This window comes from Flaviflexus ciconiae (genome assembly GCF_003971195.1).
GTDB classification, from domain to species: domain Bacteria; phylum Actinomycetota; class Actinomycetes; order Actinomycetales; family Actinomycetaceae; genus Flaviflexus; species Flaviflexus ciconiae.
This window is the reverse complement of sequence record NZ_CP034593.1, coordinates 1861807-1887545: the sequence shown is the minus strand read 5'-3', so window position 1 is coordinate 1887545 and position 25739 is coordinate 1861807. Positions and strand designations below refer to the sequence as shown.

The window sequence follows — 25739 nt, the reverse complement described above, 5'->3', positions numbered from 1 at the left end:
CGGTGGTACGTGATCCTCGTGAACTCGCCCGGTCCTTGAATTAGAACGGGACGTCGGTCTGATCGGTGGGGACAAAGAGAACGCCGACGACGGCGTCGTCATTGTCAAAAGCGACGCGGGCGGAAATCTCTCCGGCCTCGAGCTTGACCGTGGTGACGCCAATGGCGATTCCCAAGATCTTGCCAACAGCCTTCCGGATCATTCCGGAATCGGGCTTCATTCCCTTAGGGGTTGTAATGAAGGTGTCCTCAAAGCCCTCAAGCTCACCGTTTTCCGTCAGAACCTGCTTCCACTCGTCGATGATTGTCGACCAGGGAAGCTCCTTCCGGGTGCGCGGATGCATCATCGCTGCCACACCATCTTTGTTGCCCTGGGATATGAGGGTGACGTACTTTTCGGTCAAAGCGGTCAGGTTCTCTATTGATCGCTGTGTCATAGCTTCTCCTGTTGTTGGATCGGTCGGTTTACCGAACCTCTTAAACGCGGCCTGGCGGGACATTCCAAGACTGTTGCCAATCTCGGCCCAGGTGGTTCCTTCTGCACGGGCCTCGAGCACTGCGTCCTGGAGCTCCTTGTGAGCGTCTTCGATCGCCTGCTGCGCCCTACTGATCCTGTCCATGACAAACAGTCAACGATTGGTTGACAGAGCGTGTCAGCCGAAAGTTGACAATTTGGTGGGTCGGTCAACCGAAGAAAGACAGGCGGCTAATCCGAATAGAAGTAAAGAAATGGGTTGACCTGCCTACCAATAAAAGCGCAGTGAGACGGTTCTGATTGCCGCTGTCGTGACGGGTGGAGTGGTGAAGGTTGACGTAGTAAAAGTCGGAGCTTTACGTCCATGCAGTAAGGCTCCCCGGCTACCTGTGCGGTGCCGGGGAGCCCTGTGACTGAATCGGTTCAGCGATCTTCACTTACCGTGACTCGCTGGGTGGTTTTCGGTTCGGTGGGAAGCGTCGCCTCCTAGGCGAGAAGCCGCTGGTCGGCCGACAGTTCCTCGCGGACCTGCTTGGCTGCAGTAACGAGGTTCTTCAGAGATGCGACGGTTTCGTCGTAGCCGCGGGTCTTTAGACCGCAGTCGGGGTTGACCCAGAGGATCCTTGGGTCAACCGAGTCCACCGCGAGTCGGAGTAGGCCGGCGATTTCCTCGGTGGAGGGAACGCGCGGGGAGTGGATGTCCCAAACACCCGGGCCGACGCCGTGCGAGAAGCCGTGATCGTTCAGGTCGGGGAGTACCTCCATGGCTGACCTTGCTGCCTCGATAGATGTCACGTCAGCATCCAGGCCTGCGATTGCGTCGATGATCTGGCCGAAGTCCGAGTAGCAGAGGTGGGTGTGGATCTGGGTTGCCTTATCGACACCTGCGGTGGCGGCGCGGAAAGAACCGACAGACCACTCGAGATAATCGGCGTGCTTCGACTGCTCCAGGGGAAGAAGCTCACGTAGGGCCGGTTCATCAACCTGGATGATGGCGGCGCCAGCCTTCTCAAGGTCTGCAACCTCGTCGCGGAGTGCAAGAGCGATCTGGTCGGCAACCTGCCCCAGGGAAATGTCTTTGCGAACAAACGACCACGCGATAATCGTGACCGGGCCGGTCAGCATGCCCTTGACCGGGCGGTTGGTCACCGACTGGGCGAATGACCACCAGGGCACGGAGATGTCTCCCGACTTTGCCACGTCGCCCCACAGGATCGACGGACGCGTGCACCTGGAACCGTAGGACTGAACCCAGCCGTGCTTCGTCACCGCGAAACCATCAAGCAGTTCAGCGAAGTACTGAACCATATCGTTCCGTTCGGCCTCGCCGTGAACGAGAACATCGATATCAAGCTCTTCCTGGAGGCGAATAACACGCTCGATCTCCTCCTTCATGCGATCCTCGTACGTAGCATCGTCAATCTCGCCCCGAGCATGAGCTGCTCGCGAGGTACGAATCTCCGTTGTTTGCGGGAAAGAACCAATGGTCGTCGTGGGAAGCGGCGGAAGGTTCAGGCGTGCCTCCTGGGCAGCCTCGCGCTCGGCGTAGTCACCGCGCGTGCGATCGGCCTCTGTCAGAGCGGCAACGCGCTCGCGCACAGCGTCCACGGCAACGCCGGCGGTGGCTGCCCTGCGGGTGAGAATATCGGCGTTCTTCGAAAGCTCGTCAGCGATGGCGTCCCAGCCCTCGGTGAGACCGCGGTCGAGAATAACTACCTCTTCGATCTTCTGGTCGGCAAACGCCAGCCAGTCGTGCAGGTTTTCATTGAGTTCGGGATCGGCCCAGTTCTCAAGATCGGTGTCGTGGGGGACGTGCTGAAGTGACGTGGATGTACCAACCTTGACGGTGAAGCCGAGGTCTTTTGCCTGCTCAAGGAGATCCTTTGCTTTATTCAGGTCTGTTGCCCAGATGTTTCGGCCATCTACGACGCCAGCAACGAGCGTGCGGGAGGAGAGGTTGTTGATGCCTGCTAGGTCGTCGGCGCTTGGGAGAGTGCCGCGATCCAGATCAATAGCAATTGCTTCGGCGCCCGTGCGAAAGAGTGCCGGGAAGGCCTTCGTAGAATCTCCGTAAGGTGCGGCGAGAAGAACGTGCGGGCGGTTGGAACTCGACAGAAGGTGTGTCCAGACCTGCTCAACCTTGGCGATAATCCCGTCGCGGGAGGCAGACAGGTTGTCGGAGACAACGGCGGTCTCATCAATCTCAACCCACTCTGCACCGGCGGCCTTAAAGGCTGTGAGGAGCTGCTCGTAAACGGCAACGACATCCTCGAGGCGGTCGAGCGGGTCATATCCTTCGGTCTCGCCCTTTGACAGTGCCAGGTAGGTGACGGGGCCGACGATCACGGGGCGGGTTAGGTAACCCCAGGACTTAGCTTCGGTAAAGCGGTCCACGAGATCGGTGTTTTTGAGCGAGATCGGAGTATCGGGACCAATTTCGGGAACGAGATAGTGGTAGTTCGTGTCGAACCACTTCGTCATCTCCAGCGGGAACACTTCCGCGTTGCCGCGAGCGAGAGCAAAGTACTGGTCAAGGCCACCAAGTCCGCGGAAACGCTCCGGCACTGCGCCAAGTAGGAAGGTGATGTCGAGAACCTGGTCGTAGAGCGATGAGTTCTCCGGCAGTGCGGAACCGTCCCGGTCAAGACCTAGCTCGACAAGGCGTGCCAGGTTGGCTTTGCGGAGTTCGGCCTCGGCCTCTTTGAGGCCTGCGGCGTCACTGCGACCAGCCCAGTACGCCTCGACGGCCTTCTTGAGCTCTCGCTTACGGCCAACGCGGGGATAACCGAGGATCGTGGATGAAAGAGACATGATTACTTCCTTGTGTGTTGTTTTCAGAATGGTTTCTGCATGTGGTGCTGACAGTCGTGCCAGCGGGAATTGGGGTAGGTGGAAAGGGTTCGGGGGTAAAACGTTCGGGCTAGGTGTTTGGCGGTAAAGGGGGTTGGTTGCGGTGGGCGGCGGACGCAGTTTGGGAGGCGAGGCGGTCAGTGTCGAAAGTTGGAGATTCGACGATGGTTGGATGGTGAAGGAATCGGTGCTGGTTGAAGTGCTGGTGAGGCAACGGCGGTCGGTGGGCAAGCCATCAAGGGACGCGCCTAGGCGGCTTCCTTCTTCTCGTCATCAGTGCCGTCAAGTCCGGTGATCCCGATCTTCTTGAGGAGGTCCAGGGAAGGTTCGGCACGGTTGAAGGTGTACAGGTGAAGGCCGGGTGCTCCAGCGTTTAGAACGCTTGTGGCGAGGCCCGCTCCGAAGTTGATACCAGCGGCGTACGCGTGGCCGAACTCGTTCGGCTTGCCACCGTTCCTCTCGGCCTCTGCCCTGTCGAGATCCTCAGCCTCCTCAAGACGGTTAATGAGGTGCTGCGGGGCGGTGATTCCGGTGAGTTCGGCCGTGCGGTGGAGCCTGCGGGATTCGACCGGGGAAGTATGCCCGGAACGATCGGGATCCTCACTCCGGCGCGGCGGCACTTCTCGACGAAGCTTGCATAGACCTCCGGGTCCCAGAACAGCTGGGTGATTGCGAAGTTAGCTCCCGCCGCCTGCTTCACCAGGAGGCGGTTCACCTCGTCATCAACGCTTGTGCCTGCTGCCGGATTGCCGTTCGCGAACGTAGCAACCGCAATCGTGAGTGGCTTGAAGGCGCTACGGAGAGCGGCAGCGGGGGAGGCCTTGCAGGTCTCGTCCTCGATCTCGCGCAATGTTGTCACCAGCTCGACGGCGGACTGAAGACTGTCGGGTTCTGGATGCCAGTTGGGGATGCCGACGGGTGGGTCTCCGCGTAGCGCCAGGAAGGTGCGGACGCCGGTCTTGAGGTAGTTGGAGAGCTCTTCGTTGATGGTCTCCCGGGAGCTACCAACGCACGTGAAGTGGGCGATGGGCTGGACCGGGGTGTGCTGAACGAGCTTGGTGATGACCTCGTGGGAGGTGTCGGCGTCCTTACCTCCCGCGCCGTACGTGACGGATACGAAGTCGGGACGGAACTTCATGAGGCGATCAACCGTGCCCCAGAACTTCGGTGCTCGATCCGGGTGGCGGGGAGGCATGAGCTCAAACGAGATAAGGGGCCTTGGCAAAGGGGTGACGACATTGTGAATACCTTGTGTTCAGACCGGCACAAGGATGAAGAGGAACCCGGGTAAGGGAATCTAGGGACTTGCTTACTGGAAGGAGATTCCAGCTAGGTTGTTCGCTTTGGTGGAAGGAGATTCCAGTGAGGTGATTCCCGGGAGGCAATTCCTGGGGATATGGGTGTCCCGCGGAATTGGTGGGTGGGTGTGCTTCTATGCCGGTCAAGCTGTGCGCGGCGTGGGCCCGTAGCCTCTCCGCACGCGTTTTAAATGCTTACCTGCACATTCGCGCGCGAAGATCCCCGGCGAGGCGGGTTGTCATCTTCATGCGTGTCAACATGGGAACCATCATGACCCGGAATTCGAATCCCGGATAGTCGGTCCACCTTTTGGGAAAGTGGTCTGCGTCTCGAATCGGCTGGGGTGTGAATGGTGTCCCGGAATTGTCGGGCCACGTTCTGCGTTGACAGCTGGTATGACAAAGAAAATAGGTTTCCTGTCGTTCGGCCACTGGAACGACCATCCCAGCTCCTCGGCAAGGTCGGGCGGGGACTCGCTCCTGCAAAGCATTGAACTTGCTCAGGCAGCGGAAGAGGTCGGTGCCGACGGTGCCTACTTCCGAGTTCACCACTTCGCCCAGCAACTCGGATCTCCCTTCCCGCTACTCGCCGCGATCGGTGCGAAGACCGAGACGATCGAGATCGGTACCGGCGTTATCGACATGCGCTAGCGCATGCCCGGGTTGCAGCACCCGTTGTCAGCGTCGGCGCGCTCTACAGCACAACGCTGACGGCAATCCTGGCTGGTTTTCGATGAAGGCGGCTCTTCCTGCGCTGAGCGTCGGTGCGATGATCGCGCATCCCGGCGGTGCTCCACCCTCATAGAGGCGCATCAAGTACTTCGCGCAGCTGATCGACGGTGGGCGAACCAGCCAGCCCGGCAGGAGTGCGGAACACTCGACAGGCGAGCCCCACCGGCGTGTGCTCGTCGGCGAAGGGGTCGGAACCGTCAATGAGGACGGTCGGGGACCCGTGGAACCCGAGGCGGGCGGCGTCCTCGGCAGTCTCGACTCGCTGATGCACGACGCGGACGTCCGATCGGCCGTCGAGGGCCTCGGTGAGCCGCCGGTCGAGCACCTCCCAGTTCGGGCACCCGTCGAAGTACTGCAACGTGATCTCCATGATCCACTCCTCTCAGGCTCTGTCCGCGCGGACTGCGGCCGGTGACGCCGTCTCAGGCGACGCGGCCGCCGCTTGGCTCTTGCGGGCACGCGCGGCGCGCAGCCCGTTGGCGATGACGATGACCTCGGCGACCTCGTGGACGAGCACGACTGCGGCCAGGCCGAGCACGCCGGTGATGGCCAACGGCAGCAGCACGGTGATGATCGCCAGGGACAACACGATGTTCTGGTTCATGATCGCCCGGCCGCGGCGGGCGTGCCGCAGCGCCTGCGGGATCAGGCCGAGGTCGTGTCCGGTGAAGGCGACGTCGGCGGACTCTATCGCGGCGTCGGAGCCGGTCGCGCCCATCGCGATGCCCACGGTCGCCCCGGCCAGGGCGGGGGCGTCGTTGATGCCGTCGCCGATCATTGCGGTGGGTGACTGCTCGGAGAGCTGGGCCACGATGCGGGCCTTGCCCTCCGGCCGCAGCTCGGCGTGCACGTCGCCGATCCCGGCGATCTGCGCCAGGGCGTGGGCGGTGCGGGCGTTGTCTCCGGTGAGCATGCTCACCTCGACGCCCTGGCTCTTCAGCGTGCGCACGACGTCGGGGACCTCGGGGCGCAGCTCGTCGCGGACCCCGATCGCCCCGGCCAGGCGGCCGTCGACGGTGACGAGCACGCAGGTCTGGCCCTCGGCCTCCAGGTCCTCGACCCGGGCCTTGAGCGGTCCGGCGTCGATCCAGCGGGGGCTGCCCACGCTCACCCGGAGGCCGTCGACGGTGCCGCCGATGCCGTGGCCGGCCTCCTCCGTTACCTCTTGCGCGGCGGGGGCTCCCTGGCCCGCGGCGGCGATGGCGGCGGCGAGAGGGTGCGTCGAGTGCTGCTCCACCGCCGCGGCCCAGGCGAGCACCTGCGCGTCGTCGAAGCAGTCGGCGGCGACGACGGCGGTGACCTCGGGCCGGTTGCAGGTCAGGGTGCCGGTCTTGTCCACGGCGAGGTGGCGGATGCCGCCGAGGCGCTCGAAGGCGGCACCGCTCTTGATGACGACGCCGAACTTCGTCGCAGCCCCGATCGCGGACACCACGGTGACGGGCACCGCGATCGCCAGCGCGCACGGGCTGGCCGCGACGAGCACGACCAGGGCGCGGGTGATCCAGGTCTCCGGGTCGCCGAGCAGCGAGCCGAGCACGCCGACCAGGACGGCGAGGACCATCACGCCGGGCACCAGCGGACGGGCGATCCGGTCGGCGATGCGCGCGCGTTCGCCCTTCTCGGCCTGGGCCTGCTCGACCAGCTCCACGATGGTGGTCAGCGAGTTGTCGGTGCCCGCCGCGGTCGCCTCGACCTCCAGGACCCCGGCGGTGTTGATCGCGCCCGCCGACACTGCGTCATCGGGGGCGACCTCGACCGGGATCGACTCGCCGGTGATCGCCGAGGTGTCCAAGCTGGAGCGACCGGACCGGACAGTCCCGTCGGTCGCGACCCGCTCGCCGGGGCGGACCAGCAGCACGTCGCCGACGGCGATCTCCTTGGCCGGGACTTCGACCGAGGCATCGTCGCGCAGCACGGTCGCGGTCTCCGGCACAAGCTTCAGCAGCGCGCGCAGGCCCCCGCGGGCGCGGTCCATCGCCTTGTCCTCCAGGGCCTCGGCGATCGAGTAGAGGAACGCCAGTGCGGCGGCCTCCTCGACGTAGCCGAGGATCACTGCGCCGACGGCGCTGATCGTCATCAGCAGCGCGATCCCCAGCTTCCGCTTGACGAACAGGTTCCGCAGCGCGCCGGGCACGAACGTGTACGCGCCCAGCAGCAGGCCCGCCCAGAACGCGACCAGCGCCGCGACGTGCAGCCCCGACCACTCCAGCACCAGGCCGGTGCCGAACGCGACCCCGGAGAGGATCGGCACCACCAGGCCCGGGTCGCGCCACCACGGGCGCTCGGTCTCCTCTGCCTCTTCGCCGGCGTTGGTGGTCGGCTCGTCGCAGCCGCAGGCGGCGCTCACGAGGCGTCCTCGGAGCCGCTTGGGCCGCAGCAGCCGGGCACCGAGCAGTGCGGGTCGATGCACGGGGCGCTCTCGTCCACCGCCAGCGTCACGTCCACCAGCGCCGTCAGCGCCGCGGCCAAGTGCGGGTCGGCGATCTCGTAGCGGGTCTGCCGCCCCTCGGGCTCGGCGACCACGATGCCGCAGTCGCGCAGACAGGTCAGATGGTTGGACACGTTCGAGCGGGTCAGCCCCAGCTCGCGCGAGAGCACGGCGGGGTGGCTCGGGCCGTCAAGCAGGGACATCAGGATCCGGGAGCGCGTCGGGTCGGCCATGGCCCGGCCAAGCCGGTTCATGACGTCGAGGCGCGAAGCAATAGTCAGCATGCACTGAACTATACAGTGCACGCTGACCAATCGTCCAGATGCAGGGGCTGCCGCACGCGCTCCGCGCGCTTGCCCTCGGAAATCGCGGTCACCTCTTGCGCCAGCTCGGCCACGTCGGCATCCCGCGGCCCCTCCAGGTCTCCACCAAACCTGCGACCCAGCGGGTGGACGCAAAGAGCCCGTAGCCGGATCCGGCGAGGCCAGCGCCGACCGCGAGCCACCGCCCGATGCCGAGCCACACGTTCCCGTCCACGTCCAGCGCCCACTGAGCGCCCGTGATGAGCCCGGCGATGCCCATCCAGATCCCGGCGACGACCACGACCACCGGCAGGAGGGCGAGGCACATCGCCGCGGCCGCCGACCAGAGCTGACGGGCTTCCAGCTTCGCGGTGGCGGCGATGATCCGCTCGGCCCGTTCGTTCGACGCGTCGAGGTTCGCGGTCATCGTGACCGATGCCTCCCCGGCGACCTGCTCGACCGCCTTTTCGACCCGCTCCTCGGTGCGCTTCTCGATCCGTTGCACCGCGCCGCCGACCTGGCTCACGAGCTTCTGGTTCGCTGTGGCCTGCATCTTCAGCCCCTCAATCGCCGAGGCCGTAGCCGCGTGATTCCTCTGCGCCTCCGCGACCAAGGTCCGCGACGCGGCGTTCAAGCTCTCGCCGTTGAGACTCTGCGCGAACTCGCCGAGCGTGCTCGCGATCTCGTTCTGCCTGCTCTCGATACTCGCGATCCTTGCGAACACGTCGTTTGAGGGTGACGAGGTCGACGCCGGGGCCGTGATCCGCTCCAGCCGCCTCGTCGTCTCCTCGTCCATGACCTTCACGAACCCCGCGAGCTTCTTCTGCTGCTCGGCCAGCCGGCCGAGCCTCGCGTTCTGCGCCTCGACGACGGTGAGGATCGAGGTCAACGCCTCCATCGTCTCCGGACTGCCGAGCTGCTGCCGCTGCTCGTCCTGCGCGTTCTGCTGCTGGTGGTAGTCGAAGAACGCCTGCGCGCCCACCGGGGTGAAGTCTGCCGAGAGGGCGCTCGTGCGCTTGCGGCGCTCGGCACGCCCGGACTCGCCGCGGTGATCTCCAGGACCGGCTGATGGATGTCGCGCAGCAGCGGACTCAGCTCCTTCACGCGCTCGACCAGGGCGTTCCGCTCGGTCAGCAGCTCCTCGCGATCCAGTCCGTCCCCCTCCTGCGGTATCACGAGGTCGTGCACGTCCACCTAGGACAGGCGGGTGAGCACGGCCTCGGTGAGTATCGCATCGACGGGCTCGCGCTGGCGGGTGAGGTGGAACTGTTCGCCGCAGCGGTACGTCGGCTGCTTCCGGCTGTTCGTCCCCGAGACGAACGTCGCACCGCACTTCCCGCACAGGCCGATAGTGGACAGGAGGTACTTCGGCTGGTTGTCCTGCCTGGTCGACCTACGCACGTTGTCCTCCAACTTCGCCACCGCGGCCCGCCACGTCTGTTCGCCACGATGGGCGGGAAGGCCTCGCCCTGCGCCGGGTACAGCTCGCCCGAGGCGTAGTGCTTGATATACCCCGCGTAGAGCGGGTTCGCCAGCAGGTAGCGTACGGCATCGACAGAGAACTCCGGCCCGCGCGCGGTGAGGTGACCGGCGCTGTTCAGGTCCTCGCGGATGCGCCGGATCGACAGCGACGGCTCGACGAGGAACGCATCGAAGGCTCGCCGGACGGCCTCTGCCTCCTCCTCGATCAGCTCGCCCTCACGCGTCCAGCCGAACGCCTTCCAGGCGGACGTGGGTATGCCCTCGGCACGACGGCGCTCGTTCGACCTGATCTGACGCTCAGCCTTGCGTCGGGCCTCGAAGCAGGCGAGAGCCGCGAGCATCGTCGCGCGGAACTCGCCGTCCGCCGTCGAGAGGTCGATCTCGCCGTCCACGGTGACGACGCGCAGACCGAGGTCGATCAGTGTGTTGAGGTCCTTCGTGCTGCGCGGGAGCCGGTCCATGTCCACGGCGACCACCATCGAGAATCGGCCCGCGCGGGCATCGTCCAGCATCTCGGCCCACCGGGTGCCAGCGCGGCGCTTCTTGGTCGCCGACACAGCGTTATCGTCGTAGACCTCGACGACCTCCCAGTCCTTGGCCTCGGCGAGTGCCCTGATCTTCCGCAACTGGGGCTCGATGGTCCACCGGTCGCCCTTGCGGTCCATCGAGGCGCGGACGTACGCGGCCACCTCGTTCGTCTTCCTCAGCGACACCAGTTCAACCATGCAATCAAGCTTATGTGAACCGGTGTTGTAACCGTTATATGCGCTATGCGAATCCGCTCCAGTTCGCTGAGGATGCAGCATCGGCAGACCTGATCTCCGAAGGTCGACTACAGCTTGGCATCTCCCGTGGCTCACCCGAGCAGGTCCTTGACGGGTGGCGCTACTTTGGGTTTGAGCCGGAGAAGGGCGATACGGATGCTGACATGGCGAGGAAGCAGACCCAGATCGCGCTCCACGTTCTGGAAGGTAACAGGTTTGCTGAGCCCAATCCCAATCCCATGTTCCCGAACCCTCCGGGCCTGCTCCGGATCGAACCCTATTCGGAGGGGCTCCGTCAAAGAATGTGGTGGGGCGCCGGATCGAATGGGACGGCGCAGTGGGCTGCGAAGCTCGGGATGAACCTCATGTCCTCAACCCTGAAGGATGATGAGTCGGGCGAGCCTTTCCACGTACAGCAACGCAAGCAGATTGAGGTGTTCCGCGAAGAATGGGCGAAGCACGACCACGGCTTCGAGCCCGAGTGTCCGTGTCTCGCTCAATCTTTGCGATTACGAGCGATCTAGATAAGGAATACTTCTTTGGAGGCGGGGACCGTAAGGACCAGTTCGGCTACATCGACTCCACCAGGTCGATGTTCGGCCGTACGTATGCTGACGAGCCCGACCCTCTGATTGAGCAGTTGAAAGAAGATGAGGCCATTCAGGCCGCCGATACGTTGCTCTTAACGGTGCCGAGCCAGCTGGGCGTGGACTACAACGCCCACGTTCTCGAATCGATCATCACCCACGTGGCCCCGGCCCTTGGGTGGCGCTAAGCCCAGCCCAGCATTACACAAGTTGATGTAGCCAGGCAGGTGCCACCCGGGAGGCACCTGCCTACATGATGACAAAGCGCTGGCACGGATCAAGGCGATGTTGCGGTCGCTGTATGACTAGTGGGAATATCTTGCCGTCCGCGTCCACACTCCGTCTTGCCTGGCCCCGGTACCAGGGGGCCACCAGGGAAAACATTGTGCAACTGGTTCCTGAGATTGGCCAGGCACATGCTCGTAAGGGCTACGCAGTCGGTTCGCGCGTACGCGACGCCGTGCTTCCCGAGCATCATGGCCCAACCGCCGTGGTGCCGATGCCGGATACTGGCGACGAAGGTACGACCAACGGGATTGAGTCTCGCGGCACGGTGATGGAGAGCTTAAAGAATGCTCTCGAGCTGATTCGTAAGCATGATGCTGATCGTATTCTGACGCTCGGTGGGGAATGCTTGGTCAGCGTTGCACCATTCGCGGCCCTCGCCGAGAAATACGGTGATGACCTTGCTGTCCTCTGGGTTGATGCGGACCCCGATGTCGATACGCCTGAGACGGGCTACGACGGCTACCACGCCATGGCCGTAAGCCACTTGCTTGGGCATGGTGACCCCGAGATTGCTGAGTTGCTGCCCGCGACCGTGGACTCCAGCAGGGTAGCGCTCGTCGGCCTCCATGACTGGACCGAGGATGCCTATGAGCATGTCGGGCAGTGGGGTCTACAAACTTTCGCGCCCGACGACGTGCGTGCATCAAGGGAGTCTCTACTTGCCTGGATGCGTTCGACCGGATGCTCGAAGGTCGCGATCCACATTGACGTTGATGTGGTAGACGGCGATGAAATAGTTCTCGGTCTTGGAGTGGTGCCGGGAGGGCTCACACGAGCCCAACTGCAAAGGCTTGTCGCGGACGTGTCGAAAGACTCCGAGGTCGTTGGCCTCACCGTTGCAGAGTTCATCCCGCGGAGCCTGCTCGCCACCGTTGAGATGCTCGAGGCGATGCCACTGATCCAGACGGATGGCTCCTGATAGTGGGCACTGTTCGAAACGGCCGAAAGATCAGCTGAAGAAACGGAAGCCAGGTCAGTAACTGCTGGCTGTGTCGACTCCGCCAAACGAAACTGTTAGGTACGTCGAGCAAACGAAACTATGAAGGCACTTGAGGTGATCAGTTTCCCGGATCTCCGCGGTAGATTACCCGGAACCTTTCGCACACCACCGGCATGTCCTCCCGGAAGCCCTTGGGGCTTTCTGAGTATTTCTTCCAGAACTCCCTGTGGATCTCCCGCCAGGTCTTGAGCGTTCGATCTCCCTCTCCCTCAGCATGTGCGTGTTCCGCTGTTACCTCGGTGAACAGAGCGATCTGGACGTCGTAGGTTTCGATAATGGCCCGGGGTGAACCTTGGCCGTCGAGGATGATGCTGTGCTCGCCCACGTAGGGAATCGGTTCGCCCGTGGTGTGGTGGTCCCAAAGCGAAGATGCCGTTCCTGTCTTAGTGCCTTCGAGAACAAGATTGAGAAGCTCGTCAGCATGCTTGGGTGTTGCCCCAAAAGACCATGCGACGGCCGGATTCTCGGGAAGGCCTGGCAGGGCCTTCCGGGCACCCGCCCAAAACTCGGTGATAGCGGCATCGGTATCCATAATCACGAGATTAGTCGATCCGGGAAGGTTGGAAACCGGGAACCAAGGAAACAGGATCCTTGAGACGCGCCTATTTGGAGCGGTTGTTGTTCTCAGCCATCCGGGCCAGCAGTGAACCTGCGGTGCGAGCATCGTCGATGGTGACCGCGAAGGTTCGGGACCGGCTCTTGCGGGTGATGATGAACCCCTCGCTATTGCGCAGGACGATGCCGAACCGATCACCGGCCACTCGTATCCCCCATCCGCCGTATTCGGAGAATGCGTGGATCTCGCGGACCTCGACGCCGATAATGTCATCGGCAGGAACCCGGAACGTCGGCCACCCCAGCACTGACCTAACCTCAACCCCGTGCTTGTCAATCCGCACGCGGAATGACAGGACGGTGGCTATGAGGCCCAAGCTGAGTATGGAACAGATGGCCAACACAACAATCGTTGTGGTGTCACGATCGGGGCTCGCGAACTCAACGAGGAGCACAATAGGCAACGCGAGAGTGGTGGCAACGAGCGCGAACGCGAGTGGCTTCGGCATCGAGGTTGTTCCGAACCAGGCGGCCCGGGCACTTGGCGCAAGTTTGATGGGATTAGTGATCTCGGAGGTTGGTGCGTGCACAGTCAGATTCGGCTGCACAAACCAGCCAAGGATTCCAAGAAGAGTGGCTACAACAAGGCCAATGAGGACGATAGCGCCGACTCCGGGGGCCTGGGTAGCGTCTTCCAAGTCGAGCTGAACGTACGAGGTGAGAACTGCCAGCACCTGCATGAAGCTAACGGTCCACAGTGCCATCGCGGCCATAAACCTATTCGTCCAACCCCAGGCGATGGACTTTGAACGGCGCCTTTCAAAGAACGGAATAAGGGCGAAGAGCGCGGTGATGCCGATGCCCGTGCCGAGGCTCAATGCCAAGTTTGACCAGGCGGGACCGTAGCCGTCCGGCCCATCCCCACCGCTCCAATGCGTTGCCATCGGATCAGGCATACGATCCATCCAAACGATGAGAAGGATGGTGGCGGCAAGGGTGAGAACAAGAGGGAAGTAGACGCCGACAAAACGCGCCACGCGTTTCGCGAAAGCGAGCTCCTGCTCGGTCGCAGAATTCATGTTCGTGAGGTCTTTCATCGCGTTCCCTCCGGATTGTCATTGCGGGTTTGAGTTTGGGGATTGGTTGGCGTAGGCAAATGCACCTGGCTGTCGGTTTGTTCGTCAACGTCGGCAGAGGCTGATGTGCCAGCGAGCTCCCGTGTGCCTACCTGCGGGGGAGTGTCGACATCATCGGACTTGGTCTCGTTATCGCCACCGAAGGCAAAGAGTGAGGCGAGGGTGGGCTGTGCGATGCCGAGGGATGATGCACGGCGGGCAAGAGCCTCCGCCTCCTTTCGAAGCTTTGCTAACTCATCGGCGAGCGGAGTGATCGTGGCGCCCCGGCCCCGCCGCAGGTCAACCAGCCCCTCATCCCGCAGTTCCTGGTATGCGCGGAGAACCGTGTGCTTGTTAATGCCAAGGCCCGTAGCAACATCCGATGCGGTAGGGAGCTTATCTCCCGGAACGAGATCGGCCTGGGCGGCCGAGCGCCGTACCGAGTCGGCAATCTGCTCATAGATTGGCCGTTCATTCGCCGGGTCAATCCAGATCAACATCCCAACCTCCTTAGCCAGTAGTTCTAGTTCAACTATAACTAATGAGATTGACGTTGTATATGCGAGACCGGTGCAATGTGGGGAGAGCTTCGCGACGGAATGGGTCAGAAATGTTGCCCGAGTATGGCAACGCGCCCCGAGTTTCCCCAGGGCGCGTGCGATAAAAGGTGGTGAGATCCGAGCGATCTGCTAGCTCAAGATCTAGATGTATTCGATAACGTCCGCGATAGAATTGTGGACGTTATCGGGGCGGAACGGGAACTTCACGATCTCTTCCCGCTTTGTGGAGCCCGTCAGGACGAGGTGGGTCGTGAGGCCAGCCTCAATACCGGCGAGGATGTCGGTATCCATGCGGTCACCGACGATCGAGGTCGACTCCGAGTGGGCGCCAATCTTGTTGAGGCCGTGGCGGAGCATGATCGGGTTGGGCTTGCCGAGGAAGAACGGGGTGCGGCCGGTTGCTTTCTCGATCATGGCTGCAACGGCACCCGTTGCAGGGAGGTCGCCTTCGGCCGAGGGGCCGGTCGCATCGGGGTTTGTTGCAATGAAGCGGGCGCCGTTCTGGATGAGGCGGATTGCCGTTGTAATCGCCTCGAAGGAGTAGGTGCGTGTTTCGCCGAGGATCACGAAGTCCGGGTCGGCGGTCGTCATGATGAAGTTCTCTTCGTAAAGAGCGGTCGTCAGTCCCGCTTCACCAACCACGTAGGCGCGACGGGAGTCCGACTGCGTGGCGAGGAAACGTGCGGTGGCAAGGGCCGAGGTCCAGATCCGGGACTCGTCGACCTCGATGCCGGAGGTGGAGAGCCGCGCCGCTAGGTCGCGGGGCGTGAAAATCGAGTTGTTCGTCAGGATGAGGTGGGGGATACCCTTCTCGTCAAGAAGGTCGAGGAATTCCCTCGCCCCGTTAAGTGCCAGGCCCTCGTGTACGAGGACACCATCCATATCAATTAGCCAAGAGCTCATGTTCTACACTTAGCACGTGGACGCGGTAATTCTCAGCTCAGTAGACAAAGTCATAAAAACTCGTGGTCAAATAGCGCAAGATTTCCCATTTGCGTCGGTTACCAAACTGTTCGCGACATACGCGACCCTCGTCGCCGTCGACCGTCATCTCGTCAGCCTCGACGACGAAGCGGGTCCGGCCACGGTCCGTCACCTCCTTGGCCATGCTTCCGGCCTGCCATTGAACGACGGTGCCACCCTGGCCGAGCCTGGCACCCGCCGGATCTATTCCAACAAGGGCATCGAAGTCCTTGGGGATCATGTGGCAGGACGGGTTGGCATGGAGTTCCAGGAATGGATCGAGGAAACAGTCCTCGAACCCCTCGGGCTGTCCTCGATCCTTATTGAAGGCACCCCGGCACATTCGGGTGTAGGCAATGCTGAAGACCTCGCCGCTTTCTCCCGCGAGCTACTAGCCCCCACCCTGGTCTCCCAGGAAAGCTACGAGGAAGCCACCAGCCTGAGCTTTGGTGAGCTCACCGGGGTCCTCCCCGGCTACGGTAGGCAGAAGAACAATGCCTGGGGCCTTGGCTTTGAGATCAGGGCCGACAAGTCTCCGCACTGGCTTGCGGAATCCTTCTCGCCCCGCGCATTCGGCCACTTTGGTCAGTCCGGTTCGTTCCTGTGGGTCGACCCCGACGCTCAGTTAGCTGGCGTTTACCTCGGGGATGAGAACTTTGGACAGAAGCACATCGACATGTGGCCGGGCCTCACGGAGAAGATGAGGGCGGGAGAAGACTTCTAGGGCAACAGCCCGGCCTACCGATACCGGGGTTATTCCTCAGCGCCGGGTCCGGCACATCGACGACACCGAATCAATCGCAGAAAGTGAAGGCGCCCACCGGCTGCTAGGCGCCTTCACTCATACGTGAGGACATCCGGCCCGCTGGGGCTTCCGGCTGCCTCTTTTTACAGGATCTTCCAGACGTCGAGGACGCCGAAGAGGACATAGAAGAAGATGCCGATGAAGACAGCAAGGCCAAGGATGAATCCGATGATTCCGAGGGTTGCCGATGTTCCGGCACGGCGAGATTGCTGGATAGACACAAAGCCCAGGGCACACCCGATTGAGGCCGTCCAGAAGAAGCAGATGGCGAGGATTCCGGTGAGGCGACCAGGGACCTTGCGTTGTGGCGGAGGCGGTGCCTGGTACACGTAGGGGTTCGCCTGCGGATTCGGGGCGGCCGCGTACGGGTTCGGGTAGCCGGGTGCGTTGCTCATGGCGTTAATCTAGCAAGTCAACGACAACGGGGACATGATCAGAACTCCCCTTCCCCTTCCGCTCATCACGATCGATAAATGCGGTATCGACTCGCTTTGCAAGCGCGGGGAGTAGTGGTGGTAGTCGATTTTCATTCCCTCGTTCTTCGGGAACCGGAGCTGCTGATAGTCCCAGAACGTGTACTGGGTATCGTACTGACGGGTCACTTCCTCAAAGCCAGCATCCACAATTGCCTGAATTGCACGGCGTTCCGGGTCGGTCACGTATAGCAGGTCGCGGAATACCTCGATGTCCCACACGTCCGTGTCCAGGGGAGCAACGTTCCAGTCACCAACGAGAGCGATCTGAGCTTCCGGGTCGGCTTCGAGCCAGCCCCTGCCCTGCTCGGCAAGCGTGTTGAGGAACGACAGCTTGTAGGTGTAGTGCGGGTCGGTGTTCGATCGACCATTCGGCACGTACAGGCTCCACACGTCCACGCCACCGCAGGTTGCGGCGATCGCGCGGGGCTCAACAACCGGTTCCTTATCGGGCTTAGCAAAGGCAGGCTGGCCCTCGAACGACTTCCGCACGTTCTCCAGGCCAACGCGGGAAACAATGGCCACACCGTTCCACTGGTTGAGGCCGGCGACCGCCACCTCGTAGCCGGCCTGTTCAAAGACCTCGTAGGGGAACTGCTCCTCCTTGCACTTGGTTTCCTGGATAGCGAGCACATCCGTCTGCGAGCGTTCCAAGAAATCGACAACACGTTCAAAGCGGGTCCTGATGGAGTTCACGTTCCACGTAGCAAGTCTCATGTGGGCCATTATTCCAGCTAGGCTTCAAGCATGGGAACCGCACTCGTCACAGGCGCAACATCGGGCATCGGCAAAGAGATCGCATGGCAGCTCGCCGCCGAAGGAAATGACATTGTCCTCGTTGCTCGCCGAGTTGATGCCCTGGAAGCGCTCGCGGAGCGGATCCGTAACTTCACCGGCCAGCAGGTTGAGATCCTGTCCGCAGACCTCTCCACCGAGGACGGCGCAAAGGCCGTTGGCGCAAGAGCGGCCGACCGGAACCGCCCCATTGGCCTGGTAGTTAACAACGCCGGGTTTGGTCTGGGCCAGGACTTCATTAGTGGATCTCTCGATCGAGAGCTCGGCGGCATCGATGTCATGGCACGAGCTGTTCTCATCATCTGCCACGCGGCCGCGAACGAGTTTGCGCGCCGCGGATACGGTGCCATTCTCAACATTTCGTCCATGACGGCGCTGACGGCCCAGGGAACATACTCCGCGCACAAGGCCTGGGTTCGTACTTTCTCAGAGGGGCTCGCCGAGACCCTCAGGCCCTACGGAGTGTCCGTCACCGTGTCCTGCCCTGGCCTTGTCCACACCGAATTCCACGAGCGCACGAATGTGGATTCTAGCCAGTGGCCCGAGATTGCCTTTATCCCGGTTGAGAAGGTGGCGTCACGGTCGCTTGATGCTGCTCGCCGCGGACAGGTTATCGTCACGCCCTCACCGCTGTATAAGGGGGCGGCTGGTGTCGTACGAGCCATGCCGCGCTGGCTGGTTCGCAAGACCGCGGGCCCTGGACGGTCCGGACGCCAGTAGACTGGCCCCGTGAAAACGAACGATACGCAGCGCCAGCGCCTCATCCAGCTTGTCCGTGACCTTGCCGTCATCGAGGGTGAAGTCACCCTCGCCTCCGGCATTGTCTCCGACCACTACGTCGACATGCGGAGGGCAACCCTCCACCACGAGGCCGCACCCCTGATCGGCCACGTCATGCTCGACATGCTCGAGGAACAGGGCTTTGGTGCAGGGGAAACCGACGCAGTTGGTGGGCTCACCATGGGAGCCGATCCCGTCGCCACCGCAATCCTGCATGCTGCTGCCTCCCGTGGCCTTGACGTTGACGCCTTCGTTGTCCGCAAGGCCGCGAAAGACCACGGCATGAAGCGCCGGGTTGAGGGCCCCAGCATTGAGGGACGCAGGGTCGTTATTCTGGAAGACACTTCCACGACCGGCGGATCACCCCTGGAGGCACTCGAAGCAGCACGAGAAGCAGGCGCCGACGTTGTTGCCGTCGCAGTTGTTGTTGACCGCAAGACCGGAGCCAAGGAACGTATCGAGGAATCCGGGGTTCCCTACCTCGCAGCCCTTTCCATCGACGAGCTTCGCTAACACACCCGGAGAGCGCCGATAGCGGGGGAGCTCTCCACCCGGAAGAGAGCCTCCCAAGCTATTAGGCTGTTCTCTAGCCAATACTGATAATTCCAAGGAGTCCGCATGGATATCGGATGGGTCGTCCTGGGCATCGTTGTCCTGCTCGTCTTCATCGTGATCGCTTGGGCGATCGGCACCTACAACACTCTTATTCGCCTGAGAAACCAGGTGCAGGAGTCGTGGAAGCAGATCGATGTCGAACTGCACCGCCGCTACCAGCTGATCCCGAACCTCGTTGAGACCGTCAAGGGCTATGCCGCACACGAGCGGGCCGTCCTGGATGATGTCACCCGGATGAGGAACATCGCCGCACAGCCATCGAACTCCACCGCGCAGCGCGCACAGCGCGAAGGCGACCTGTCCAGGGCACTCGGCAACATCTTCGCTGTTGCCGAGAACTACCCGCAGCTCCAGGCGGCGGGTCCCTTCCGCGATCTCCAGGCAGAGCTTTCCAACACGGAAGACCGAATCGCGGCAGGACGCCGCTTCTACAACTCCAACGTGTCCGGGATGAACACGCGGATCGAAGCATTTCCGGCCAACATCATTGCCGGCATGTTCTCCTTCCGTCGCGCCGAGTACTTTGAGATCCCCTCCTACTCCCGTGAAGCCCCGCGCGTCTCGTTCGCAACCCAGGACGGCAATCTCGGTAACTATCAGCCCAATAACTGGCAGCCCGCGCCCGAGCCCGGAGCCGCGACCCTCGGCGGTCAGCGCGGTGGTTATGACCCGAACAGGGATGCCGGACGGCCCACGCACGGCATGGCACCCGGTCAGGGCTACGGCAACGAGCAGAACGGTTACGGCAAGCCGCAGGGCGGGTCCCAGCAGAGCGGATACGGCAATCAGCAAAATGGCTACGGTGGCCATCCGGGTGGTTACGGTAACCAGGGTCAGGCGCCGGATCAGAATCCCTACCAGCCGGGACCGCAGCAGTGACCGACAATGCTCAGGTCAGCCCCGGTGATCCCGGGGCTGATCCCCGTCTGGATCCCGACCTCATGGAGAACGGCGATACTCGCAACGTTGTCGACAAGTACCGCTTCTGGTCAGTCGAGGCCATTAAGGCCGATCTGGATGAGAGCCGCGCTGCCCTACATATTGCGATCGAGAACCTTGAGCACGATCTCAACATCGGCTCCATTGTCCGTACTGGAAATGCTTTCAATGTCGGTGGAGTTCATATCGTTGGCAGGCGCAGGTGGAACCGGCGCGGGGCGATGGTGACCGACCGCTACCTCGATATCATCCACCAGCCCGGTCCCGCAGACCTGGGGACGTGGGCGAGGGAAAACGGTTATTCGATCGTTGGGATCGATAATGTTCCCGGATGTACGGACCTGGAAGCGAGCCCGCTTCCCGAGCGGTCAATTCTCGTCTTTGGGCAGGAATCCAACGGAATCTCCCCGGAACTCCTCGCAGAGTGTGCCGAGGTCAGGCAGATCCCCATGTACGGCTCAACCAGATCCATGAACGTTGCGGCGGCCGCCGCTATTGCCATGCACTCCTGGTCCGTTTCCCACCAGTACGGGAAGGCGCAGGACTCGTCGCAGGCGTAGCTCCGTTGTAACTGCGAGCGCAGGTGCGTGGTGCGCGAAGAAGCCGGTGGCAGTGAGCCACCGGCTTCTGACAGCGCCACCTGTGTCGAGGTATCTCGACACTTCTGTCGAGACACCTTCTCGTTAGCCTTCGTCGGGTGCGGCTTCCTGTCCGGGTAGCTCGGCCTGGTACTTTTTCTGGAGCTCCGGCCAGCCATACTTCATGGCATCCATGCCGATGATGCGCTCCTGCTTGTCGCCTTCGAGGAGTGCTTGGAGGACGGCGAGGCATACCTGCCATCCGGCCGCGTAGTAGGAGGCATACTTGGGTTCCTGCAATGTCATGTCGCATGTGATCCCGGGGTTGGTCAGCGACCAGCGGACCGTGTCATCGCCCCACGTGTGGGCAAGTGTTTCTTCGGCTTTGATCTCCATGATCTGGGAAAGATACGGCTCGTCCGCGCTGTTCTCTCGGGCGAGAACAGACTCTTCGAAGGTAAGGACCCTGTCGGGCACGTAGGGCGACCAGGCGCGAAGCAGGACCGGGTCAGTCAAATATGGCCAAAGAATCGATGGTGGCAGATCGGTTGCCAACGAGAGGTGGAGAACGTTGCCGTCCAGTACCGTGTCCGTGTTCAGCTGTGCGATTCGGTCTCGGATATCCATAGTCCGACAGTACAGAACCGGTTGCCTGGAGCCTAGGATTTGAGAAGTTCGTCCAGGGCTTTCAAAGACTCCGATATGTCGGCGTCGATTCTGATGTCGGCATATCTGTCGGCCTGGGTGGGGCCGCGATTGATGATTGCAAGATTCGCCCCCGAGGACAGTCCCTGGGTGACGACCCACATTCCGGTCATGACCAGCAGGGATGATCCGAGCACGAGGATTGTTTTGGCTTCCCTGGCGTAGTCGAAGGCCTGGTCGATCGCTTGGACGGCCTCCCCGAAGAACACGATGTCGGGCTTGAGAATTCCACCGCAGTTTGCGCACGGTGCGGGAACAAATGTCGACTTCTCAGCAGATGCTCGGTCGGCCTCGGCAAGAATAGCCGCGTTGGCTGGGTTTGGGTCGTCAACGGTGAGCGGGTTAAGTTCCCGCAACCTGGGATCCAGTTCGCTGCGAGGAGTGACCTGGTTGCAGTCGATGCAGGTGACGCGGGTGAACGACCCGTGCATCTCCGCAACCTTCTTCGACCCGGCTTTGAAATGCATTCCATCAATGTTCTGGGTGGCTGTGCCGGTGACAATGCCCCGGCGTTCCCAGTCGGCCAGGATCCGGTGTCCGGTTGTGGGTGGGAGCGTGTCGAGGGCCTTCCAGCTTTCCTGGTTGCGTTGCCACACCCAGCGTTGCCACATGTCGAGTCCGACAAACATGTCGTAGTCGACGCTCGGCTTCTCTGAACCGCCACTGCCCCGATAGTCGGGTAGCCCAGAATCGGTTGACAGGCCCGCTCCCGAGACCACGACGACGTCGCCGTCCGAGAGCAGGCTAGCCAGATCCGTTAGTGACACTACGCGGTTGCCTGTGCGGCGGCGCGAGCCGCCTTGGGTGCTGCGGCCAGGATCTTGTCGATGACCTCATCGGTGTGGGTGGCGGATACGAAGTAGGCCTCGAACACCGAAGGAGGCAGGTGAATGCCGTCCTCGAGAAGCGAATGGAAGAACGGGGCATACCGGAACTGGTCCTGTGCGGCGACCTCGTCGTAGTTTGTTGCCGGGGTGTCCGAAAACAAGATTGAGAACAGGGAACCGACCCGCTGGATTGTGTGGTCCACGCCCTCGGCCGACAGTGCCTGGGAAAAGCCATCGGACAGTGCTTGGGACGAACGGTTCACCTGCTCATACACAGCATCGTCGGCAAGGGCGAGGGTGGTGATGCCGGCGGCGGTGGCGAGCGGGTTACCGGACAGGGTGCCCGCCTGGTAGACGGGGCCGAGCGGAGCCAGCCAGTCCATGACATCGGCGCGACCGCCAAGGGCCGCGATCGGCATGCCACCGCCGATAACCTTTCCAAACGTCAGCAGGTCGGGGGTGTAGGGGACGTCCTGGTCGATTCCCCACATGCCAGCCTTGGAAAGCCGGAAACCTGTCAGCACCTCGTCGAGAATCAGCAGTGCACCGGCCTTCTCGCACTGTTCCTTGAGGAAAGCGTTGAAGCCCGGGGTGGGCGGAACAACACCCATGTTTGCCGGAGCGCCCTCGGTGATGATCGCGGCGATCTTCTCCCCGTGGGTGGCAAAGAGCGTTTCAACTGCTTCGCGGTTGTTGTAGGGCAAAACTACGGTGTCCTCGACGGTGCCCTTCGGGACACCGGCGGAGGAGGACATTCCGAACGTGGCAACGCCGGAGCCCGCCGCAACCAGCATGTTGTCCTCGTGGCCGTGATAGCAACCGGCAAACTTGACGACCAGATCGCGGCCGGTGAAACCACGAGCCAGACGGATCGCCGTCATCGTCGCTTCCGTACCGGTCGACACGAACCGAATCTTCTCAACAGGCTCCACCCGATCGATAACCAGCTCTGCCAGTTCTACTTCCGCCTCGGTCGGTGCACCGAACGACAGACCCTTTGAGGCGGCCTTCTGGACCGCCTCGACAACGGTGGGGTGAGCATGTCCAAGGAGCGCGGGGCCCCAGGAGCCAACAAGATCGATGTACTCCCGGTCAGCTGAGTAAATGTGGGGGCCGGAGGCCCGCTCAACAAACACCGGGGCTCCACCAACGGAGCCGAATGCTCGAACGGGGGAGTCAACTCCACCGGGAATAACAGCCTGTGCGCGGGTAAATAGATCAGCCATGGTTCACCTTCCTAGCGAGCTCCGTCGCCCAATACGTACAAATAATCGTTGCGCCCGCTCGCGCAATAGCAGAAACAGATTCCATGATGGTGCGGTCCCGGTCCAGCCAGCCACGTTCGGCAGCCGCCTCGATCATCGCGTACTCGCCGGACACCTGGTAGGCGGCTACCGGAACCGTGGAAGCCTCGGCAACGTCGGCCAGCACATCCAGGTAGGACCCGGCTGGCTTCACCATGACGACGTCGGCGCCCTCCTCGATATCGAGAAGAGCTTCCCGCAAGCCCTCGGTCCGGTTCGCCACGTCCATCTGATAAGTGCGGCGGTCGCCCTTGAGCTGAGAATCAACGGCCTCGCGGAACGGACCGTAGTAGGCCGACGCGTACTTCGCGGAGTAGGCGAGGATCGATACGTTTGCGAAATCGGCCTCGTCGAGTGCCTCCCGGCACGCCGCGACCTGACCATCCATCATTCCCGATAGACCCAGCATGTGAGCCCCGGACTTCGCCTGGATGACTGCCATTTCCCGATAAATCTCGAGAGTCGCATCGTTATCCACGGTGCCGTCTTCGGCAAGAACACCGCAGTGACCGTGATCCGTGAACTCGTCCAAGCACAGGTCGGCGATGATTACGGCTTCGTCACCGATCTCGTCCCTGAGCGCCTTCAAACCAACATTGAGGATCCCCTCGGGATCAACGCCTGCCGAACCAACGGCGTCGTGGTGTGCAGGTACCCCGAACAGCATGATGCCGCCAACTCCAGCATCAACGGCCTCGCGTGCCGCTACCTTCAGCGACTCCAGGGTGTGCTGGTAGACGCCCGGCATGGAGCCGATCGGCTCCGGGGCCTCGAGCCCTTCGCGGACAAACATGGGCAGGACCAGGTTGCCGGCCGTGAAACCGGTTTCTTTCACCATGGACCTCATGGCAGGTGTGGTGCGCAGGCGGCGCGGACGAGAAATCACATCAAATCCTTTCCAGACAGGCTTCCAGCCCCGTGCGATCAGGGGTGGCAGAAGTTTGGGCGGCAGGAATACCTGCCGAGGCGAGAGTCCGCTGCGTGGGCTCTCCAAAAGCAATAAGAGGAGGCAGTTCAATCGAAGCTGGCCAGTGATCGTGAATAGCCAGGGCGGCGCTGCCCGCAGTCACAATGATCGCGTCAGCCCGCTGGTTCGCGAGCTTCAGAACCCCGGCAGGATCTGCCTCCGACGAATAAATATCGAACCGATCGACGCTGTAGCCCCGCTCGACGAGACCTTCCTCCAGGGTCCGGGAGGCCATGGCGGAAGCGGGGAACAGAATGGTCCCAGAACCGTCCGGGAAAGCCTCCACCATGGACTCGGCGCTCGCGGGCGGCGGCCCCACGAACTCGGGTTTCCAGGGTGCGGCCTTAGCAGTGGCCTCGCCCACGCAGGCCAGCCGGAAACGCTCCGGCACAGTAACTCCGCGGGCCGCAAGTAGCTTAAAAGTGTGCGGGGAGGTCACCGCGATCCACGTGCCGTCAGGCTCGGTTTCCAGCACTTCGGCAAAGGTATCGATCCCGGAACGGATGGGGATCCGGGAGGTGACGGGAACGGCGATCCAGCCGTCCGTCAGCGGGGAGGGCGGTCGCGTAATCGCGACTTTCATACCCGCACCCCGCGCTTCACGAACTCCTCCGCAAGATCAGTTGCCAGCTTGACTGGATTGTTGGAGCTACGGCGGATCTCGATCTTCGAACCCTCGCCGGTGTAGCGAGCATGCAGCGCAACCGTCTTGCCCGTGGATTCACCGAGAACACCGACAGGGGTGGTGCAGCCAGCACCGAGGATTGTCATAAACGTACGTTCTGCCGTGATCTCAAGGCGAGTGGTGGCATGATCGATGCGCTCGAGGGATTGCTCGAAGGGCGATCCCTTCACCGTCTCGATCGCAATGGTGCCCTGGCCGGCGGCGGGCACCATAACTTCGTACGGCAGGTCCTGCCCTTCATCAAGACCGAGCCGGAGCAGGCCTGCACGAGCCAGGATGACGCCGTCGAGATCGTCGTGGATACGTGCGATACGAGTCGGGACGTTGCCGCGAATATCGACAACCTGGATGTCCTTGCGGAAGTGGCGAAGCTGGGCTGCGCGGCGCGGTGACCCCGTACCGATCTTCGCTCCGTAGGGCAGGCCGCGGTAGTCCGTATGTCCAATGAACACGTCGTGGGGGCTGACCCGCTCCGGGAAGTACATGGAGAGTTCGGGGTGATCTGCCGCGGGCAGATCCTTTGCCGAGTGAATTGCAACATCGCATTCCCCGGCCAGAAGTGCGTCGCGGACCGCGGAGGTGAAAAGACCCGTTCCCCCAATCTGGGACAGGGACGACCTGTCGGTATCGCCCTTCGTCGTGATTCCGACGATCTCAAAGCCTTCAAGGTTTGGATCGGCGTCGACGATCTCCTGGGCGGCGGCAGAAGCCTGAGCCAGGGCTAGATCGGATGTTCTCGTACCAACGCGCAGGATATGCATATCAGCCATCATACGCGTTTGAGATCAGGCTGCTTTGGGCCATAGAAATTCGGAGGAAGCGCTGTGGTCCTTAAGAATTCAAAGGAAAGCCGTTGGCAGAGCTCCCG

Annotated in this window: 27 protein-coding genes and 4 pseudogenes; 10 read left to right on the top strand and 21 right to left on the bottom strand. The window is 62.2% G+C overall.

Translation table 11 applies throughout. The annotated features are described in order from the left end of the window. Positions 1-40 precede the first annotated feature (40 nt). From EJ997_RS08305 to EJ997_RS13980, 4 genes and pseudogenes are all read right to left on the bottom strand, one after another. A complete protein-coding gene (locus EJ997_RS08305) occupies positions 41-619 on the bottom strand; it encodes a hypothetical protein (RefSeq protein ID WP_126704132.1) in 579 nt (192 codons plus the stop codon). Between the two features lie 341 nt (positions 620-960). After that, positions 961-3285, bottom strand: a complete 2325-nt coding sequence (gene metE / locus EJ997_RS08300) for a 5-methyltetrahydropteroyltriglutamate--homocysteine S-methyltransferase (protein ID WP_126704131.1) — start codon at positions 3283-3285, stop codon at positions 961-963. Positions 3286-3572: 287 nt separating this feature from the next. Continuing rightward, complete coding sequence (locus EJ997_RS13985) at positions 3573-3944, bottom strand: methylenetetrahydrofolate reductase (protein WP_323052607.1); 372 nt, start codon at positions 3942-3944, stop codon at positions 3573-3575. A 5-nt stretch (positions 3945-3949) separates the two neighbouring features. After that, a pseudogene (locus EJ997_RS13980) lies at positions 3950-4519 on the bottom strand (methylenetetrahydrofolate reductase); the annotation flags it as partial. A 499-nt stretch (positions 4520-5018) separates the two neighbouring features. Between EJ997_RS13980 and EJ997_RS08290 the strand changes: the two are divergent. Further along, positions 5019-5273: an LLM class flavin-dependent oxidoreductase gene (locus EJ997_RS08290; protein WP_206501617.1), complete on the top strand. Its 255-nt coding sequence runs from the start codon at positions 5019-5021 to the stop codon at positions 5271-5273. A gap of 148 nt (positions 5274-5421) precedes the next feature. On the opposite strand, the gene EJ997_RS08285 is transcribed toward EJ997_RS08290, so the two are convergent. The 4 genes and pseudogenes from EJ997_RS08285 to EJ997_RS14205 all read right to left on the bottom strand — a co-directional run bounded on the left by EJ997_RS08285 (position 5422) and on the right by EJ997_RS14205 (position 9066). Beyond that, positions 5422-5724 (bottom strand): hypothetical protein, encoded by a 303-nt coding sequence (locus EJ997_RS08285; RefSeq protein WP_007321360.1) that lies wholly within the window; start codon positions 5722-5724, stop codon positions 5422-5424. Between the two features lie 78 nt (positions 5725-5802). Next, a pseudogene (locus EJ997_RS08280) lies at positions 5803-7701 on the bottom strand (heavy metal translocating P-type ATPase); the annotation flags it as partial. Continuing rightward, positions 7698-8066 carry a Cd(II)/Pb(II)-sensing metalloregulatory transcriptional regulator CmtR gene (gene cmtR, locus EJ997_RS08275; protein WP_126704129.1) on the bottom strand — a complete coding sequence of 123 codons (369 nt, stop codon included), beginning with the start codon at positions 8064-8066 and terminating at the stop codon, positions 7698-7700. The pseudogene EJ997_RS08280 and the gene cmtR, both read right to left, overlap by 4 nt. 88 nt (positions 8067-8154) lie before the next feature. Further along, positions 8155-9066, bottom strand: coding sequence for a hypothetical protein (locus EJ997_RS14205; RefSeq protein ID WP_126704128.1), 912 nt, complete (start codon positions 9064-9066; stop codon positions 8155-8157). An 86-nt stretch (positions 9067-9152) separates the two neighbouring features. On the opposite strand from EJ997_RS14205, the gene EJ997_RS13515 reads away from it, so the two are divergent. Next, positions 9153-9584, top strand: coding sequence for a hypothetical protein (locus EJ997_RS13515; protein WP_228201664.1), 432 nt, complete (start codon positions 9153-9155; stop codon positions 9582-9584). Between the two features lie 53 nt (positions 9585-9637). On the opposite strand, the pseudogene EJ997_RS13510 reads toward EJ997_RS13515, so the two are convergent. Further along, a pseudogene (locus EJ997_RS13510) lies at positions 9638-10231 on the bottom strand (recombinase family protein); the annotation flags it as partial. Between the two features lie 98 nt (positions 10232-10329). Between EJ997_RS13510 and EJ997_RS08260 the strand changes: the two are divergent. The 3 genes from EJ997_RS08260 to EJ997_RS08255 all read left to right on the top strand — a co-directional run bounded on the left by EJ997_RS08260 (position 10330) and on the right by EJ997_RS08255 (position 12124). Continuing rightward, a complete protein-coding gene (locus EJ997_RS08260) occupies positions 10330-10854 on the top strand; it encodes an LLM class flavin-dependent oxidoreductase (protein WP_228201437.1) in 525 nt (174 codons plus the stop codon). After that, positions 10818-11105 (top strand): hypothetical protein, encoded by a 288-nt coding sequence (locus tag EJ997_RS13505; protein ID WP_228201436.1) that lies wholly within the window; start codon positions 10818-10820, stop codon positions 11103-11105. The genes EJ997_RS08260 and EJ997_RS13505 overlap by 37 nt, the downstream gene beginning before the upstream one ends. A gap of 113 nt (positions 11106-11218) precedes the next feature. Beyond that, a complete protein-coding gene (locus EJ997_RS08255; protein WP_126704127.1) occupies positions 11219-12124 on the top strand; it encodes an arginase family protein in 906 nt (301 codons plus the stop codon). 139 nt (positions 12125-12263) lie between these two features. Here the strand turns inward: EJ997_RS08255 and EJ997_RS08250 are convergent, their stop codons facing one another. The 4 genes from EJ997_RS08250 to EJ997_RS08235 form a co-directional block, all read right to left on the bottom strand. Then, entirely contained in the window at positions 12264-12737 is a 474-nt protein-coding gene (locus tag EJ997_RS08250) for an ASCH domain-containing protein (protein WP_126704126.1), read from the bottom strand. Positions 12738-12807: 70 nt separating this feature from the next. Beyond that, positions 12808-13857: a DUF1648 domain-containing protein gene (locus tag EJ997_RS08245; protein ID WP_126704125.1), complete on the bottom strand. Its 1050-nt coding sequence runs from the start codon at positions 13855-13857 to the stop codon at positions 12808-12810. After that, on the bottom strand, positions 13854-14375 hold the full coding sequence (locus tag EJ997_RS08240; RefSeq protein ID WP_126704124.1) for a GntR family transcriptional regulator: 522 nt from the start codon (positions 14373-14375) through the stop codon (positions 13854-13856). The genes EJ997_RS08245 and EJ997_RS08240 overlap by 4 nt, the downstream gene beginning before the upstream one ends. 201 nt (positions 14376-14576) lie before the next feature. After that, positions 14577-15338, bottom strand: a complete 762-nt coding sequence (locus EJ997_RS08235) for an HAD-IIA family hydrolase (RefSeq protein WP_126704123.1) — start codon at positions 15336-15338, stop codon at positions 14577-14579. A gap of 16 nt (positions 15339-15354) precedes the next feature. Between EJ997_RS08235 and EJ997_RS08230 the strand changes: the two genes are divergently transcribed. Next, complete coding sequence (locus tag EJ997_RS08230) at positions 15355-16122, top strand: serine hydrolase domain-containing protein (RefSeq protein WP_126704122.1); 768 nt, start codon at positions 15355-15357, stop codon at positions 16120-16122. Positions 16123-16286: 164 nt separating this feature from the next. Here EJ997_RS08230 and EJ997_RS08225 read toward each other — a convergent pair whose 3' ends face one another. Together EJ997_RS08225 and EJ997_RS08220 are read right to left on the bottom strand one after the other, a co-directional pair. Continuing rightward, positions 16287-16598, bottom strand: coding sequence for a hypothetical protein (locus tag EJ997_RS08225; RefSeq protein WP_126704121.1), 312 nt, complete (start codon positions 16596-16598; stop codon positions 16287-16289). 4 nt (positions 16599-16602) lie between these two features. Then, positions 16603-17393, bottom strand: a pseudogene (locus EJ997_RS08220) (exodeoxyribonuclease III). Between the two features lie 30 nt (positions 17394-17423). Here EJ997_RS08220 and EJ997_RS08215 point away from each other — a divergent pair. From EJ997_RS08215 to EJ997_RS08200, 4 genes are all read left to right on the top strand, one after another. After that, entirely contained in the window at positions 17424-18191 is a 768-nt protein-coding gene (locus EJ997_RS08215; protein WP_126704120.1) for an SDR family NAD(P)-dependent oxidoreductase, read from the top strand. 9 nt (positions 18192-18200) lie between these two features. Then, a complete protein-coding gene (gene pyrE / locus EJ997_RS08210; RefSeq protein ID WP_126704119.1) occupies positions 18201-18764 on the top strand; it encodes an orotate phosphoribosyltransferase in 564 nt (187 codons plus the stop codon). Between the two features lie 105 nt (positions 18765-18869). Further along, positions 18870-19745, top strand: coding sequence for a LemA family protein (locus EJ997_RS08205; RefSeq protein WP_126704118.1), 876 nt, complete (start codon positions 18870-18872; stop codon positions 19743-19745). Further along, positions 19742-20365, top strand: coding sequence for a TrmH family RNA methyltransferase (locus EJ997_RS08200; protein ID WP_228201435.1), 624 nt, complete (start codon positions 19742-19744; stop codon positions 20363-20365). Before EJ997_RS08205 ends, EJ997_RS08200 begins: the two co-directional genes overlap by 4 nt. Before the next feature lie 123 nt (positions 20366-20488). Here EJ997_RS08200 and EJ997_RS08195 read toward each other — a convergent pair whose 3' ends face one another. The 6 genes from EJ997_RS08195 to hemC are packed head-to-tail and all read right to left on the bottom strand — an operon-like array spanning position 20489 to position 25632. After that, positions 20489-21010 carry an SRPBCC family protein gene (locus tag EJ997_RS08195; RefSeq protein WP_126704117.1) on the bottom strand — a complete coding sequence of 174 codons (522 nt, stop codon included), beginning with the start codon at positions 21008-21010 and terminating at the stop codon, positions 20489-20491. Positions 21011-21042: 32 nt separating this feature from the next. Then, the gene (locus EJ997_RS08190; RefSeq protein WP_126704116.1) at positions 21043-21855 is read right to left on the bottom strand and encodes a Sir2 family NAD-dependent protein deacetylase; all 813 of its coding nucleotides are present in this window, start codon (positions 21853-21855) and stop codon (positions 21043-21045) included. Beyond that, the gene (hemL, locus tag EJ997_RS08185) at positions 21855-23141 is read right to left on the bottom strand and encodes a glutamate-1-semialdehyde 2,1-aminomutase (RefSeq protein ID WP_126704115.1); all 1287 of its coding nucleotides are present in this window, start codon (positions 23139-23141) and stop codon (positions 21855-21857) included. The genes EJ997_RS08190 and hemL overlap by 1 nt, the downstream gene beginning before the upstream one ends. After that, positions 23134-24105, bottom strand: coding sequence for a porphobilinogen synthase (gene hemB / locus EJ997_RS08180; RefSeq protein ID WP_228201434.1), 972 nt, complete (start codon positions 24103-24105; stop codon positions 23134-23136). The genes hemL and hemB overlap by 8 nt, the downstream gene beginning before the upstream one ends. A gap of 1 nt (position 24106) precedes the next feature. Next, positions 24107-24769 (bottom strand): uroporphyrinogen-III synthase, encoded by a 663-nt coding sequence (locus EJ997_RS08175; RefSeq protein WP_126704114.1) that lies wholly within the window; start codon positions 24767-24769, stop codon positions 24107-24109. Next, a complete protein-coding gene (gene hemC, locus EJ997_RS08170; RefSeq protein ID WP_164719899.1) occupies positions 24766-25632 on the bottom strand; it encodes a hydroxymethylbilane synthase in 867 nt (288 codons plus the stop codon). Before hemC ends, EJ997_RS08175 begins: the two co-directional genes overlap by 4 nt. Positions 25633-25739 lie beyond the last annotated feature (107 nt).

What these genes read in the sequence shown, in the direction of transcription:
- EJ997_RS08305 (WP_126704132.1), bottom strand. Translation starts at nt 619, where the DNA reads ATGGACAGGATCAGTAGGGCGCAGCAGGCGATCGAAGACGCTCACAAG.
- metE (WP_126704131.1), bottom strand. Translation starts at nt 3,285, where the DNA reads ATGTCTCTTTCATCCACGATCCTCGGTTATCCCCGCGTTGGCCGTAAG.
- EJ997_RS08290 (WP_206501617.1), top strand. Translation starts at nt 5,019, where the DNA reads ATGACAAAGAAAATAGGTTTCCTGTCGTTCGGCCACTGGAACGACCAT.
- EJ997_RS08285 (WP_007321360.1), bottom strand. Translation starts at nt 5,724, where the DNA reads ATGGAGATCACGTTGCAGTACTTCGACGGGTGCCCGAACTGGGAGGTG.
- cmtR (WP_126704129.1), bottom strand. Translation starts at nt 8,066, where the DNA reads ATGCTGACTATTGCTTCGCGCCTCGACGTCATGAACCGGCTTGGCCGG.
- EJ997_RS13515 (WP_228201664.1), top strand. Translation starts at nt 9,153, where the DNA reads ATGGATGTCGCGCAGCAGCGGACTCAGCTCCTTCACGCGCTCGACCAG.
- EJ997_RS08260 (WP_228201437.1), top strand. Translation starts at nt 10,330, where the DNA reads ATGCGCTATGCGAATCCGCTCCAGTTCGCTGAGGATGCAGCATCGGCA.
- EJ997_RS08255 (WP_126704127.1), top strand. Translation starts at nt 11,219, where the DNA reads ATGACTAGTGGGAATATCTTGCCGTCCGCGTCCACACTCCGTCTTGCC.
- EJ997_RS08250 (WP_126704126.1), bottom strand. Translation starts at nt 12,737, where the DNA reads ATGGATACCGATGCCGCTATCACCGAGTTTTGGGCGGGTGCCCGGAAG.
- EJ997_RS08245 (WP_126704125.1), bottom strand. Translation starts at nt 13,857, where the DNA reads ATGAAAGACCTCACGAACATGAATTCTGCGACCGAGCAGGAGCTCGCT.
- EJ997_RS08240 (WP_126704124.1), bottom strand. Translation starts at nt 14,375, where the DNA reads ATGTTGATCTGGATTGACCCGGCGAATGAACGGCCAATCTATGAGCAG.
- EJ997_RS08235 (WP_126704123.1), bottom strand. Translation starts at nt 15,338, where the DNA reads ATGAGCTCTTGGCTAATTGATATGGATGGTGTCCTCGTACACGAGGGC.
- EJ997_RS08225 (WP_126704121.1), bottom strand. Translation starts at nt 16,598, where the DNA reads ATGAGCAACGCACCCGGCTACCCGAACCCGTACGCGGCCGCCCCGAAT.
- EJ997_RS08215 (WP_126704120.1), top strand. Translation starts at nt 17,424, where the DNA reads ATGGGAACCGCACTCGTCACAGGCGCAACATCGGGCATCGGCAAAGAG.
- EJ997_RS08205 (WP_126704118.1), top strand. Translation starts at nt 18,870, where the DNA reads ATGGATATCGGATGGGTCGTCCTGGGCATCGTTGTCCTGCTCGTCTTC.
- EJ997_RS08195 (WP_126704117.1), bottom strand. Translation starts at nt 21,010, where the DNA reads ATGGATATCCGAGACCGAATCGCACAGCTGAACACGGACACGGTACTG.
- hemL (WP_126704115.1), bottom strand. Translation starts at nt 23,141, where the DNA reads ATGGCTGATCTATTTACCCGCGCACAGGCTGTTATTCCCGGTGGAGTT.
- EJ997_RS08175 (WP_126704114.1), bottom strand. Translation starts at nt 24,769, where the DNA reads ATGAAAGTCGCGATTACGCGACCGCCCTCCCCGCTGACGGACGGCTGG.
- hemC (WP_164719899.1), bottom strand. Translation starts at nt 25,632, where the DNA reads ATGCATATCCTGCGCGTTGGTACGAGAACATCCGATCTAGCCCTGGCT.